This window comes from Clostridium sp. J1101437_171009_A5 (genome assembly GCF_015547905.1).
Taxonomy (GTDB): domain Bacteria; phylum Bacillota; class Clostridia; order Oscillospirales; family Oscillospiraceae; genus Pseudoflavonifractor_A; species Pseudoflavonifractor_A gallinarum.
The window spans coordinates 35,064-49,237 of sequence record NZ_JADMVY010000007.1; the positions used below are offsets into that span (position 1 = coordinate 35,064).

Annotated in this window: 13 protein-coding genes; 6 read left to right on the top strand and 7 right to left on the bottom strand. The window is 59.0% G+C overall.

The window, feature by feature from the left end; all coding sequences use genetic code 11:
• Positions 1-218: 218 nt before the first annotated feature.
• A complete protein-coding gene (locus I2C21_RS10660) occupies positions 219-1,274 on the top strand; it encodes a PTS sugar transporter subunit IIC (protein WP_195279265.1) in 1,056 nt (351 codons plus the stop codon).
• Between the two features lie 114 nt (positions 1,275-1,388).
• On the opposite strand, the gene I2C21_RS10665 is transcribed toward I2C21_RS10660, so the two are convergent.
• The 5 genes from I2C21_RS10665 to I2C21_RS17805 form a co-directional block, all read right to left on the bottom strand.
• Entirely contained in the window at positions 1,389-2,429 is a 1,041-nt protein-coding gene (locus I2C21_RS10665; protein ID WP_193537725.1) for an aldose epimerase family protein, read from the bottom strand.
• A 3-nt stretch (positions 2,430-2,432) separates the two neighbouring features.
• Positions 2,433-3,929, bottom strand: a complete 1,497-nt coding sequence (gene galT, locus I2C21_RS10670; protein WP_195279266.1) for a UDP-glucose--hexose-1-phosphate uridylyltransferase — start codon at positions 3,927-3,929, stop codon at positions 2,433-2,435.
• Between the two features lie 3 nt (positions 3,930-3,932).
• Positions 3,933-4,925 carry a UDP-glucose 4-epimerase GalE gene (gene galE / locus I2C21_RS10675; RefSeq protein WP_186964103.1) on the bottom strand — a complete coding sequence of 331 codons (993 nt, stop codon included), beginning with the start codon at positions 4,923-4,925 and terminating at the stop codon, positions 3,933-3,935.
• A 33-nt stretch (positions 4,926-4,958) separates the two neighbouring features.
• Complete coding sequence (locus I2C21_RS10680) at positions 4,959-6,257, bottom strand: galactokinase (protein WP_353654801.1); 1,299 nt, start codon at positions 6,255-6,257, stop codon at positions 4,959-4,961.
• 159 nt (positions 6,258-6,416) lie between these two features.
• A complete protein-coding gene (locus I2C21_RS17805; RefSeq protein ID WP_193537729.1) occupies positions 6,417-7,283 on the bottom strand; it encodes an AraC family transcriptional regulator in 867 nt (288 codons plus the stop codon).
• A gap of 869 nt (positions 7,284-8,152) precedes the next feature.
• Here I2C21_RS17805 and I2C21_RS10690 point away from each other — a divergent pair.
• The 4 genes from I2C21_RS10690 to I2C21_RS10705 all read left to right on the top strand — a co-directional run bounded on the left by I2C21_RS10690 (position 8,153) and on the right by I2C21_RS10705 (position 12,343).
• Positions 8,153-9,202: a galactose ABC transporter substrate-binding protein gene (locus I2C21_RS10690; protein WP_193537731.1), complete on the top strand. Its 1,050-nt coding sequence runs from the start codon at positions 8,153-8,155 to the stop codon at positions 9,200-9,202.
• Positions 9,203-9,417: 215 nt separating this feature from the next.
• On the top strand, positions 9,418-10,932 hold the full coding sequence (locus I2C21_RS10695) for a sugar ABC transporter ATP-binding protein (RefSeq protein WP_193537733.1): 1,515 nt from the start codon (positions 9,418-9,420) through the stop codon (positions 10,930-10,932).
• 22 nt (positions 10,933-10,954) lie between these two features.
• Positions 10,955-11,974 carry a galactose/methyl galactoside ABC transporter permease MglC gene (locus I2C21_RS10700; protein WP_193537735.1) on the top strand — a complete coding sequence of 340 codons (1,020 nt, stop codon included), beginning with the start codon at positions 10,955-10,957 and terminating at the stop codon, positions 11,972-11,974.
• Positions 11,975-12,064: 90 nt separating this feature from the next.
• Entirely contained in the window at positions 12,065-12,343 is a 279-nt protein-coding gene (locus I2C21_RS10705) for a hypothetical protein (RefSeq protein WP_195279267.1), read from the top strand.
• A gap of 55 nt (positions 12,344-12,398) precedes the next feature.
• On the opposite strand, the gene I2C21_RS10710 is transcribed toward I2C21_RS10705, so the two are convergent.
• Positions 12,399-12,674: a translation initiation factor 2 gene (locus I2C21_RS10710; RefSeq protein WP_180956707.1), complete on the bottom strand. Its 276-nt coding sequence runs from the start codon at positions 12,672-12,674 to the stop codon at positions 12,399-12,401.
• Positions 12,675-12,859: 185 nt separating this feature from the next.
• Between I2C21_RS10710 and sleB the strand changes: the two genes are divergently transcribed.
• Positions 12,860-13,543, top strand: coding sequence for a spore cortex-lytic enzyme (gene sleB / locus I2C21_RS10715; protein ID WP_195279268.1), 684 nt, complete (start codon positions 12,860-12,862; stop codon positions 13,541-13,543).
• 36 nt (positions 13,544-13,579) lie between these two features.
• On the opposite strand, the gene thpR is transcribed toward sleB, so the two are convergent.
• Positions 13,580-14,119 (bottom strand): RNA 2',3'-cyclic phosphodiesterase, encoded by a 540-nt coding sequence (gene thpR / locus I2C21_RS10720; RefSeq protein ID WP_195279269.1) that lies wholly within the window; start codon positions 14,117-14,119, stop codon positions 13,580-13,582.
• Positions 14,120-14,174: the final 55 nt, after the last annotated feature.

Here is a 14,174-nt window from a genome sequence, read left to right on the forward strand (position 1 = left end):
CTACTCGTTTTTTCCTTTTTTCTTCTAATCCAGATTACTTTATCTGCTATTTGCACAAAATACCCCCCATCACTTTTTGATAACTCTTACAAAGTTCCATCTACCGTCATATTTTATAGTTTTCTTTCTGTTACTTCCTGTTGTTTTATGAAACTCTTCTATAAACTGAGCACAACAAGAAGTTACCACCCAAACAGACGACGGAGGTGCGAGCGTCTATGACAACGATTCTTCTCGGTATGGGCCTGCTCCTGCTGACACTGGCCGGTTTTTCTCTGTTCAGCATGAAGGCGCCCAAGGGTTCTCAGGCGATGTCCGGTCTGGCCAACGCGGCCGTGGCTACCTTCCTGGTGGAGGCCATCCACAAATATATTTCCGGTAATCTGATCGGCATTGATTTTCTCGGCGAAGTCGGCAGCATGTCCGGCAGCATGGGCGGTGTAGCCGCTGCCATCCTGGTTCCGATCGGCATGGGTGCCAATCCCATTTTCGCCGTCGTCGCCGGCGTGGCCGTGGGCGGATATGGTATCCTGCCCGGCTTTGTGGCCGGCTATCTGGTCGGTTTCCTCTCTCCCCTGATTGAAAAGTATCTCCCCGCGGGTCTGGATGTGATCCTGGGCGCCCTGATGCTGGCCCCCATTGCCCGTCTGGTCGCCTTTGCCGCCGACCCTGTCGTGAACAGCGCCATGGGTTACATTGGCACTATGATCACTGCTGCCACCGAGCAGTCTCCCCTCCTGATGGGCTTCCTGCTGGGCGGCATCATCAAGATGATCTGCACTTCTCCCCTCAGCTCCATGGCCCTCACCGCCATGCTGGGCCTCACCGGTCTTCCCATGGGCATTGCGGCCATCGCCTGCTTCGGCGGCTCGTTCACCAACGGTCTGATCTTTGCCCGTCTCCACCTGGGTGACCGGAGCAACATCATTGCCGTCATGCTGGAGCCCCTGACCCAGGCTCCCATCATCACCCGCAATCCCATTCCCATCTACGGATCCAACTTCTTCGGCGGCGGACTGGCCGGTATCGCAGCCGCCATGCTGGGCATCGTGAACAACGCCCCCGGCACCGCCTCCCCCATCCCCGGCCTTCTGGCTCCCTTTGCCTTCAACGATCCTCAGACCGTGGTGCTGGCGCTGGTCCTGGCCGCGCTGGGCGGCTCTCTGGCCGGCTTCCTGGGCAGCATCGTGTTCAAGCGCTTTAAAAAAGAGGCGCCCAAAACGGACGCCCCCGAAAGCTCTATCATCTCTCTGATGGGGGATATCCCCGCCTAACGTCCTCCTTCCCCTCTCTTGAGCCCTGTGCCGGTGCGGCACAGGGCTCAGCTCGTTTTCCCATATAAAAAGCGGAGCGTGTATCCCAACGATACACGCTCCGCTTTTCTTCGGTTATCTGCTTTTCTCCACCTGATAGACCGTACACTGTCGGTAGGTCTCTCCCCGATGGAGGACGATACTCGGAAAATCCGGGTGATGGATGGCGTCCGGCCAGCCCTGCGCTTCCAGGCAGAAGGCGCTGCGCGGGCCGTAGACGGCCCCCTCTTTTCCCCGCTCACCTGCGAGATAGTTTGCCGTATAGAGCTGGAGGCCTGGCTGTGTGGTCCGGCAGGTCAGATGCAGTCCATGTCCCGTCACCTCCGCCGCGGTACGCAGCGGACCGGCGGGAAGATCATGAAGCACAAAATTGTGGTCATACCCTCTGCCCAGCTCCAATTGCGGATGGTCCTTTGCCAGCCCCTCCAGGAATGGGACACTCTCCCGCAGGTCGAAGGGGGTTCCGTCCACCGCCAGCCGCTCCCCGGTGGGGGTGCTGTCCCCATCCGTGACCGTGATGGCATCGGCATGAACGCAGATGGACTGTCCTTCCAATGTTCCCGCTCCGTGTCCGGCCAGATTGAAATAGCTGTGGTTGGTCAGGCTGCACAGGGTATCCCGGTCGCTTCGGGCCTGATAGGTGATGGAGAGCGCGCCCGCCTCGTCCAGGCCATAGCGCACTTCCACCTCCAAGCCCCCCGGAAATCCCTCATCTCCATCGGGGCTGTGGTGGGTGAGGAGGAGCTCCTCCCCCTCCAGCCGGGCCGTCCACACCGCCCGGTCAAACCCCCGCATCCCTCCATGGAGGCAGTTGGGGCCATTGTTGGCCGCCAGGGGATAGGTGTGGCCCTCCAGAACAAAGGAGGCCCCTCCGATCCGGTTGGCTACACGTCCCACGGTCGCCCCCATATACTTGTCCTGTGCCTCATAGTCTCCCAGCGTGTCAAAGCCAAGCAGGATGTCCCGGCTTCCCTCGGGAGCGGGCACCCAGAAGGACCGAAGGGCCGCCCCGTAGGTCAGCACCTGTACGGTATAGTCCCCGCAGCGCCCCGTCCAGCACGTGACCGCCTCTCCGGCGGCCGTCACACCAAAGGGGGCGGAAATCCACTGTGTCATGTATTACACCTGCCTTATAAAGCGGAGGAAGGCCTCCTGTCCCTCGGGAGAGCGCTTGTAGACCCCCGCGTGCTCCAGCACCCGGGCAAAGACCAGTCCGGTCTCCTGTTCCACCAGCCCCAGGGCGTTTTCCGCCGTAAAGGAGGCGTATTTATGCCGGAATCCCTCGGCCCACTCCGCATGGGAGGCGGTGAGGGGGTCCTCCCGCAGGCTGGTCCCCTGTACCAGGTGGTCGGCCACCGCCGCCAGCTCAGCCTTCAGACGGGCGGGCAGCACGGCCAGCCCCATCACTTCGATCAGGCCGATGTTCTCCTTTTTGATGTGGTGCAGCTCCGCATGGGGATGGTAGACCCCCAGCGGGTGCTCCGGCGTGGTGATGTTGTTGCGCAGGACCAGGTCCAGCTCATAGGCCTGCCCTCTGCGCCGGGCGATGGGCGTGATGGTATTGTGGGGCTCTCCCTCGGTCTCGGCAAAGACAAAGGCCGCCTCATCGGTATATCCCCGCCAGGAGGTGAGGATCCGGTCGGCCAGCTCCACCAGACGCTCCGGCCGGGCGGAGGTGATGCGCAGTACCGACATGGGCCAGCGGACGATCCCCGCCTTGACATCCGGGAATCCGGGGAACTCCACTTCCCGGTCCACCGGGGCCTTCTCCATGGGGAAGGCATAGTGCCCGCCCTGGAAGTGGTCGTGGGCCAGGATGGAGCCGCCCACGATGGGAAGGTCTGCATTGGAGCCCACAAAGTAGTGGGGGAACTGTCCCACAAAGTCCAGCAGCTTGGCAAAGCAGGCCCGATCGATCTTCATGGGGACGTGTGCGCCGTTGAATACGATGCAGTGCTCCGGATAGTAGACATAGGGGGAGTACTGCAAATACCAGGGGGAGTCGTTGATGGTGACCGGCACCACCCGGTGGTTCTGCCGGGCCGGATGGTTGACCCGTCCAGCATACCCCTCGTTCTCCCGGCACAGGAGGCACCGGGGATAGTCCGAGGCGGGCAGCTCCCGGGCCGCCGCGATGGCCCGGGGGTCCTTCTCCGGCTTGGAGAGGTTGATGGTGATGTCCAGCGCGCCGTATTCCGTCTGCACCTTCCACTGCATATCCCGGGCGATGCGGTCCCGCCGGATGTAGTTGGTATCCTGGCTGAAGGTATAGTACCAGTCCGTGGCCGCCTGGGGACTCTCCGCCCGCAGGGCGCGGAAGCGCTCCACCACCTGGCCGGGCCGGGGCGTGAGCCGTCCCATGAGCATGGTGTCAAAGAGATCCCGGTAGACCACCGAGTTCTCTTCCAGCACTCCCCTGGCATGGGCGTCGTCCAGTAGCACCTCCAGGATCTCCGCCAGCGGCCGCTCCGGGACAGGAGCCTGGGGTGCGGTCCAGCTGTCCAGCTTCAGTCCCTCCAGCAGGGAATTCACCGCCCAGACCCGCTCCTCTTCCCCAATGAGGTCGGTACGCGCGGCGTAATCCACCAGGGCCTGAATGGCCTCGTTCACCTCCATGGCTCAGCCCTCCCCGAATCCGTTGGGATGGCTCTTGTGCCAGTTCCAGGCCGAGGCGATGATGGTCTCCAGATCGTTCTGCTCCGGCTTCCAGCCCAGGACCTCCATGGCCTTTTTAGAGGAGGCGATAAGCTGGGCGGGATCGCCGGAACGGCGGGGCGCCATCTCGGCGGGAATGGGATGCCCCGTCACCTTCCGGGCGCACTCAATGACCTCCCGCACGGAGAAGCCCACGCCGTTGCCCAGGTTGAACACGTTGTTCTCGCCGCCCCGGATCAGGTAGTCCAGCGCCAGAATGTGGGCCTGGGCCAGATCGGAGACATGGATATAGTCCCGGATGCAGGTCCCGTCGGGGGTGGGATAGTCCTCGCCGAAGACCTTGATGCAGGGTCGCTGTCCATTGGGCACCTGGAGGATCAGGGGGATCAGATGGGTCTCCGGGTCATGGGCCTCTCCGATGGCGCCGGAGCGGTGAGCGCCGCAGGCGTTGAAGTAGCGCAGGGCCACATACCGCAGGCCGTGGGCCCGGGAGACCCAGCCCATCATCCGCTCCATGGAGAGCTTGGTCTCTCCGTAGCAGTTGGTGGGCTCGGTCCGGTCGGACTCCAGGATGGGCACCCGCTCGGGCTCTCCATAGGTGGCGGCGGTGGAGGAGAAGACGATCTTATCCACCCCGTGCGCCACCATGGAGGCGAGGAGCACCATGGTCCCATGCAGGTTGTTGTCATAGTATTTCAGGGGATCGCTCATGGACTCTCCCACCTGGGAGGAGGCCGCAAAGTGGATCACACCCTCAATGTTCTCTTTCTCAAACAGGGCGTCCAGCGCCGCCCGGTCCCGGATGTCCAGCTCATAAAAACGGGCTTTCGGATGGACCGCGGCACGGAAACCGGTCTGGAGGTTATCGGCCACCACCACATCCCGGCCCGCATCAATCAACTCATATACGGTATGGGAGCCGATGTATCCCGCTCCGCCCAGTACCAAAATAGCCATTCAAAATTCCTCCTTTTTGATTCCATGCCCTGCTTACTGCCAAATCACCGCGCCGCCCACCGGACGGATGGACAGGATGTGGCAGCATCCCGCTCCCAGGATCTCCTCCATCTGTGTCCGGAAGGCATCCAGCCGCTCCCGGGGCACAAAGGCCTGGATGGTCCCGGCAAATCCGCCGCCGTGGACCCGGAAGGCCCCCGTCCCGTCCAGGGCCCGCTCAGCCGCGGCCAGGGCCACAGCCATGGCCTGCTCCCGCACCGCACCGGCCGGAGCGATGTTCTGAAGATGGGTCCAGGAAGAGCGGCCCGACTCCTTTACCAGAGCCAGGAAGGCGTCAAACTTCCCGGCGGCCAGGGCCTCAGCCTCCTGGGCCACCCGGCGGTCATCGGCATAGAAATGCATGGCGCGCAGCACGGCCCGATCGCCCGCTGCCTTGCGCACCTCGGGGAATGCCCGCCAGAAGTCCTCCTCCAGCACCTCCCGCAGCACAGACTTGCCAAAGAAGGCCGCTACTGCCTTCATCTCCTCCGGAATGGCGGCATACTCCGCCGTGAGGTCGGCGTGGTCGGCGCCCGAATCCACGATGCACAGGGCATAGCCCTGCTGCTCCAGATCCACGGCCAGCGGCTCGATCACCGGCGCAGCGGGGTCGGCAAAGTCAATGGCCACCGCGCCGCCCACCGAGGAGGCCATCTGGTCCATCAGCCCGCTGGGCTTGCCGAAGAACTGGTTCTCGGCATACTGGCCCATCTGGGCAATGGTCACCGGAGAGAGCTCGTTTTTACAGAAAAGGGTGTTGAGGATGTTGCCCAGCAGCACCTCGCAGGCCGCCGAGGAGGACAGTCCCGACCCGGGCAGCACGTCGGAAATGGCATAGGCATCAAAGCCAGCCGGTGTGTAACCCAGCTGTGCGATCCGGGCCGCCATGCCCCGCACCAGAGAGGCCGTGGTCTCCCGCTCTTCCTCCTGGGGCTCCAGGGTGTTCAGATCCACCTCCACCATGGGCCAACCCTCCGACTGGAAGCGGATGACCTGGGTGCCGTTTGGGGCGGCGCAGGCCAGGAAATCCAGATTGACCGCCGCCGCCAGTACCCGGCCCCGCTGGTGGTCGGTATGATTGCCCCCGATCTCGGTCCGCCCCGGCGCGGAGAGGACCGCCACCGGCGTATGCTCCTCCCGTCCAAAGGTCTCCCGAAATCCCTTGGCCACCCGGGCTACCCGGCTTCTGGCCGCAGACGGGATCTCTGCGCCCAGGCAGGACAGTGTGCGCAGTGTGTCATCCAGCGCTCCCGATTCCAGCGCCTGGCACAGTGCGGAAAATTCTCTCATCATTCTCACCCATTTCCTTAAATTGAGGGGGCAGGCGCTCCCCTCTCTCTCCCGGATCTCTGCTTCCTCACCCGCGGAACAGGCAGAGATCGCTGATTCACGCCTATTATACTGCAAGATCCGCTCTGATAAAATGGGCTTTTCGCATCTCAGATGGATTTTTCAATCAGCATTTCTCTTCTGGCGGTCCGCCGGCTCTGCGGTGCGGTAGCGTTTTGCGTAGGCCTGGGGAGAAAGCCCCATCACTTGTTTGAAGGCTCTGGAAAAATACAGCGCGTCGTGGAACCCGACGGAATGGGAAATCTCCCGTACGGAAAAGCTGCTGTTTACCAGCATCGCACACGCCTTCTGGATACGGTACTCCATCAAAAATCGCTTGGGCGACACCTGAAAATGGGTGGTAAAACTCCGGTACAGGCTGCTGGGACTGACCGAGAAAAGCTCCGCCAGTCCCTCCACGGTAATGGGCTGTTCATAGTTGTTCATAATGTATCTGGCCGCCATCCGGGCACAATCGGTCCGGGGCGGCGGCGTACGTCTGGACTGCTGCGCTTTTTCACTGAGGAGCGCAAAAATGAGGTACAGGCGGCCTGTGGATGCCACCTGGCACGCCAGACTCCCACGCTCCTCCCGGTGCAGTTCCAGCAGCATCCGCCCCAGTGATTTGGAAGAAACATTGAGTAAAATCGGATAATCCGGCCGGAAATCGGTCTGTTCGACCAGTTCCCGTGCGTCGCTTCCGGAAAAGCCGACCCATACATATTCCCAGGGCTTGGCCTGTTCCGCATAAAACTGCACGGTTGTATCGGGATAGACCAGAAAACTGTCTCCCGCCTCCAGAAGGAAGTGGCGCTCTCCCAGAAGCAGATTCCCATGCCCTGACAAAATGTGATAGAGGCGATAGTGATCCAGCACCCCCGGTCCCCACTGGTATCCCGGGATACAGTGCTGATGCCCGGTGCTTGCCACGGAGAGGGATCGGACCTGCGGCGCAAGTCCATAGCGCTTGTAAAAATCATCCTGTAACACGGTCTGCTCTCCCCTTCTAACTGTGGATTGCGACTAATAGTATAGCGGAAAGAAGCGTATCCGGCAACTGCGCTCCCCACCCCGGCTATCCCATGCGAAAAAATCCATACAGGCGTGGGATAGAAACCGCTCTTTTCCCTTTTGAACATTTGGCGCGTCCACGTCCATTTATGGATCGAGCACGAAAAAACCATTTATAATCCTGTCTATCTTATCAAAAATAGTATATCATGGCACCATTTTGACAAAATTCAACGTTTAAAATCTTTCCAGGCACTTAAGCCCGCTGAAATATCCTCCTCTTTTTTCATGAACTGCTCCTGTAAACATGTTTTTTTACGCGCATGCCGTGCTTTTTCCGTTTTCCTCGCATACATTTTTATTTTTCCGGTCTCATTGATAAAAAAGCAAAGATTTGATCTGTCATTTTTTCTTTTTATCGCTTCCGAATCGGCATGTCATTTTGCTATACTATCCCGTTCATTCTGCACAATTTATCTTTGATTACTATAAAAATCAGCGGTGTATAAATGCGATTTTAATTCAAAAAGCAACTTATTTAAAATCTTTTACACTCTTTTTTGTAGATTGCTTTCATTTTTATTTCTATTTATTTTGCACAAACAACAAATTATGACGAAAAAGTGAATATCGTCGGGGGCGCTCTTTATTGACTTTTTATAAAAAAGATGCTACTGTAAAGCTAAGCTGTGGGAAAGCCCACATCAGCCTCTGAAAACGGGTAGGGATGGCGTTACATATGTACTTATTTGACATCGGCTCTATGGATTTCCCAGGGGGCGGGTACATATCCGGCATCCGGATCTGTTGGAAGAGCATCTCCACATATTGAAAAGGAGCGACATCCAATGAAGAAGAGAAAAGTTCTTGCAACGATCCTTGGTTCCTGCATGGTCCTGTCCCTGGCCGCCTGCGGCGGCGGTACCGCCACCACCTCTACCCCTCCTGCTCCCACCGGCTCCGCCGTCGTGGAGGGGATTGAGAGCCAGGTGCCCGCTGGCGGCACCGTCGGCGTGTGCATCTACAAGTTCGACGATAACTTCATGACCACCTACCGTACCGCTCTGGAGACCATCCTGAAGGACAAGGGCTACGAGGTCACCGTGGTGGACGGCAACAACGACCAGGCCAAGCAGACCGAGCAGATCAACACCTTCATCGCTCAGGGCGTGGACGCGCTCATCATCAACCCCGTCATGACCAGCGCCGCCTCTTCCATCGTCAACCTGGTGCAGACCGCTGACATCCCCACCGTCTTTATCAACCGTGAGCCCACCGCCGAGGACATGGCCTCTTATAACAAGTGTGTCTACGTCGGCTGTGACGCCGCTCAGTCCGGTACCTTCCAGGGCGAGCTGATCCTGGAGACCGAGACCAAGGGCGACATCAACGGCGACGGCAAGGTCTCCTACATCATGATCCAGGGCGACCCCGAGAACATCGACGCCAAGCTGCGCACCGAGTACTCCGTCAAGGCTCTGACCGATGCCGGCATGGAGGTTGAGCAGCTCAACCTGACCCGCGGCGACTGGGATCAGAACAAGGGCCAGGAGATCTGCGCCAACGACCTGGCTCAGTTCGGCGATAAGGTCGAGGTTGTCTTCAGCAACAACGACTCCATGGCTCTGGGCGCCATGGAGGCCATCAAGACCGCTGGCCGCACCGTTGGCAAGGACATCTACATCGTGGGTGTTGACGCTCTGGACGCCGCTCTGGACGCCGTCAAGGCCGGCGAGATGACCGGTACCGTTCTGAACGATGCGCAGAGCCAGGCCGAGAAGGCTGTGGAGTGCATGGAAGGCCTGCTGGGTGGCACCACCTATGCCGAGGGCGAGCAGTCCATCTATGTTGACTACGTGAAGGTCACCAGCGACAACGTCGCCGAGTTCATCAAGTAAGTTTCCGATTCCTGTTTTACCAGTCTAGCAGTTTCGATTTACGAGGAGGGGAGATATGTACGGATGAAAACGACGTACATATCTCCCCCTTCCTGTCGGTTGTGGTTTGTGTGGTGTACGGCACCCTGCTTTGAGAAATGGCTCGCATACCGGTGCGCCGTTTCTGAAGGCAGGACCGTAACGAAGAGAGCAACAAGCAAAGAGGGGGCCAGTTCATGTCAGAGTATCGTTTGGAGATGCGTAATGTCGTGAAGACCTTCCCCGGCGTCAAGGCACTGGACCACGCGCAGCTCCGGCTGCGTCCAGGAACCGTACACGCTCTGATGGGCGAAAACGGCGCGGGAAAGTCCACACTGATGAAGTGTATGTTCGGCATCTACCATATGGACGAGGGAGAAATTTTTTATGAGGGCCAGCCGGTCCACATCAAGGACCCGCTGGATGCCCTGCACCACGGCATCGCCATGGTGCATCAGGAGCTGCAGCCCATTACGGAGCGCAGCATCGGTGAAAATATCTATGTAGGCCGCTATCCTCTCAAGCAGATCGGCCCGGTCAAAATCATTGACCACAAGAAAATGTATGAGGACGCCGCCCGGGTGCTGGAAGAAGTCCATATGAACTTCGACCCCCGCGCCAAACTGGGTTCCCTGAGCGTCTCCCAGATGCAGCTGGTGGAGATCGCCAAGGCCGTTTCCGCCGACTGTAAGGTGCTCATTCTGGACGAGCCCACCTCCTCCCTCACCGCCGGCGAGGTGGAGGCCCTCTTCACCATCGTGGAGGAGCTCAAGTCCAAGGGCGTGGCCATCGTCTATATCTCCCACAAGATGGATGAGATCCTGCGCATCTCGGATGAGGTCACCATCATGCGCGACGGCCAGTACATTGGCACCTGGGCCGCCAAGGAACTGACCACCGATATGATCATCACAAAAATGGTGGGCCGCGAGCTGGTGGACCTCTATCCCAAACGGAAAAATGTTCCCGGCGAGGAGGTCCTTCAGATAGAGGACTTCACCTCCATCAACCCCAAAAGCTTCCGGAATGTGACCTTCAGTGTGCGGAAGGGCGAGATTCTGGGAGTCGCCGGTCTGGTGGGTGCCCAGCGCACCGAGCTGATGGAGGGTCTGTTTGGCCTGCGCTGCCATTCCAAGGGTACCATTACCTATAAGGGCGAAGAACTCAAGATCAACCGTCCGGCCGACGCCATCAAGAAGGGCATCGCCATGCTGACCGAGGATCGCCGGGCCACCGGTATTCTGGGCGTTCTCTCCATCGCGGATAACGTCTCGATCTCCTCCCTGAATCAGTATCTCATCGGCGGGATCATGCTGGATGACAAGAAGATCGAGCAGCTGGTGCAGGACAACGTGGCCAAGCTCTCCATCAAGACACCCTCCTCCAAGACGCTGATCCAGTCTCTCTCCGGCGGCAACCAGCAGAAGGTGCTCATCAGCCGCTGGCTGGCCAACAATCCGGATATCTTCATTCTGGACGAGCCCACCCGCGGTATCGACGTGGGTGCCAAGTACGAGATCTACTGCATCATTGAGGAGCTGGCCCGTCAGGGAAAGAGTATCATCATGATCTCCTCTGAAATGGGCGAACTCATCGGCATGTCGGACCGCATCATGGTCATGTGCGACGGCCGCGTCACCGGCTTTATCGACGGAGACAAGGCCAATCAGGAGAATATCATGGAACTGGCCACGCAGTTCGAGGCAGTCTGAATCAGAGAGAGGAGATTGGACTATGGCAAAGGAAGCAAAGCAGCTCAACGCTGCCCGTGTAAAACAATTTCTATCCAACTATGCGATTATAATTCTGATCGCTCTGCTGGCGCTGGCCGTCGGCTTTACCCGCGACAACTTCTTCAGCCGCAGCAACCTGGTAAACCTCATCATCAACGTCAGCCCCCGTTTCATCATCGCCTGCGGTGTGTCGGGCTGTCTGATCACCAAGGGAACCGACCTGTCGGCCGGACGTATGGTGGGCCTGTCGGCCTGTCTGTCCGCCATGCTGCTCCAGGATGTGGCCTACTCCGGCCGCATGCTGCCCTGGCTGCCTGATGTGCCCGTGTTCGTGGGCCTGATCGCCGTTCTGGTCATCTGCGGCATCTTCGGCGCCATCAACGGCTGCGTCATCGCTTTCCTGAAGGTTCCCCCCTTCATCGCAACCCTGGGCATGCAGACCATCGTCTATGGCCTGTGCAGCGTTATCACCAAGAACCAGCCTATGGGCGGCTACAAGGACTCCTACACCAAAGTGGCCAACGGCTATCTGCTGGAAGGCGCTGTGGGCAAGATCATCCCCTATCTGGCCATCATTGCCCTGATCATCGGTCTGTTTATGTGGTTCCTCTACAATAAGACCCGTCACGGTAAGTACATGTACGCCATCGGCGGCAACGAGAGCGCTGCCCAGGTGGCCGGCGTCAACGTCCCCGCCACTCTGATCCGCATCTATCTGCTGGCGGCTGTCCTCTATGCTCTGGGCGGCTTCCTGCTGGGTGCCAAGGCCGGCGGCGCTTCCGTCCAGACCGGCTACGGCTATGAGCTGGAGGCCATCGCGGCTTGTACCATCGGCGGCGTCTCCACCAACGGCGGCGTCGGCAAGATCTCCGGCGTTCTGGTGGGTGTTCTGGTCTTCGAGATCCTCAAGATCTGCCTGCAGTTCCTGCGCGTGGACCCCGCCTACACCTTCATTGCACAGGGCCTGGTCATCATCGTGGCCGTCGCTCTGGATCTGCGCAAGTATCTGGCCAAGAAATAATTTCTCATGTTCCGCGGCCTCCTGTCCCAGTCCGGGACAGGAGGCCGTATCCTACTCCAACCGGATGCAGACAAAGGAGCTTGGATCGTCATGCGTCTCTTTTCATCGCGGAAAGCACAGCTGGAACAAAAAGCCCGGGAACTGGAAGAGCGGGAAGCCCGTCTCATCCAGCGGGAACAGGCGCTGGAACAGCAGTCCGTCCAGTCGGAGGAGGAGGCCTCTCCCCCTCCCTCCGGTCCCCGGAATGCCAAGGAGCGCTTCTATGATAAAATCCCGGTCACCATCCACCAGCTGGATATCTTCATCGGCATATGCATTGCCGCTTTTGTTCTGGTCGTCCTGATCGGAGCCATCCAGGGGCAGGGATAATCCCTCCATACAAACGTCCTTCCACGCGCTCTGTGGAAGGACGTTTTTCGTTGTCTCAGCACAGGTAGAGCGCAAAACTCCAGCACGCGGTGGCCATCAGCGCCCCCATGGCCAGATAGGCCGGGATGGGGATCCTTCTGAGCCAGCGCATAAACGGGGTGTTGCGCTTGACATATCCCTTGGCTACGCTTCTTGCCTCCTGAAGCACCTGCTCGGCCGAAACCCCCCTTCCGCAGAACGCCTCCTCCTTGACGATGAAAATGGCCTCTTCAAACAGTCTGGGGTCGGGAGACTTGACGACAATGACCCGGCGTGAAACACCTTTTACCATCGTGTACACTTCCTTTTTCTTCGTTTCTCTCAGTATGGCCAGATGCAGGAAGAACCATACAGTACAAGCAGAATTTGATCGGTATTCTCACCGCATAGTTCCCTCCGCTTTCCCGTAAACTAGAAACGCATATTCCATTCAGACCTGTGCGGGATCCTTCCGCCAGGCAAGGAGGCTTGATCCATTTGTGTCAGGACCGAAAACGTCTGATCCGCGCGCTGTGCATCCTGTTTGCTGTCAATATTCTGGTCATCAGCGTCCTTCAGACCGCATCTCAGGCGGCCACATACCGCCAGGGGTCCACAGGAGAACCCGTACGCACCATTCAGACCAAGCTGCGCAACTGGGGCTATTACGACGGCGCCGTGGACGGTATCTATGGCTCCGCCACCACCGCAGCGGTAAAGCTGTTTCAAAAGAAGAATGGCCTCACGCCGGACGGAATCACCGGTCCGGCCACCCTTCGGGCCCTTGGTATGCCGGACAGCGGCGGCGGCAGCAGCGGCTCCAACGCCCAGTCGGCCGACCTGGAGCTGCTGGCCCGCGTCATCTCAGCGGAGGCCCGGGGCGAGCCGTACAGCGGCCAGGTGGCCGTGGGGGCCGTGATCCTGAACCGGGTAGAGCACCCGGCCTTTCCCAGCACCATTGCCGGCGTGGTCTATCAGCCCGGCGCCTTTACCTGTATGGTGGACGGGCAGTTTGACGAGCCGGTGGCCGAGTCCTCTGTCCGCGCCGCCCGGGATGCCATCAACGGCGCAGATCCCAGCGGCGGAGCGATCTACTATTTCAATCCAGACACCGCCACCAGCGCATGGATCTGGAACCGGCCGCTGATCAAAGTCATCGGCAAACACCGTTTCTGCGCATAAAAAAACAGGACAGGCCGTGCCTGTCCTGTTTTTCTGTCAATTCTCTTCGGTGAGCATCGTGCGGTGAAGCGGGGTGTAGAAGAGATTTCCCCGGTCCCAATCCGAGCGAAAGAGCGTCATATAGCGCACTTCAAAGCTCATAGGCGGAAGAAGGCGCTCCAACTCAGCCACATCCAGATCCGGCTTGGGCTGGACCTGACGCGCAAGGCTGGCGTGAGGCTGATAGGGCTTATCACTGATCTCAAAACCAGCACCGCGCAGCGAATCTGCCAGCTTTGCCTGGAGATCCATCAGCGGCGGTGTGGACTCAATTCCCATCCACCAGAGGTCCCCCTCTTTCAGCGGGAACTGTCCGATTCCAGAGCTGATCAGGGGGAAAGGCGCTCCATGGACCTGATCCATGGCTTGAATGACATCTGCCAGGCGATCTGTCTCGCCTAAGAAAGCCAGTGTCAAATGAAAAGTTCCCCGCGGTGTGGGGATGCAGTGCTCGGTATGTGTCTTCAGATAGTGCGTGGCCGTATCCATCCGATCCTTCCAGAGCGGAGGCAGGGATACGGCAATGAACAGGCGCATAAATAATCCCCCTTTGCTGTTTCCTATCTAAGTATATCAAAAAGGGCCATATTGT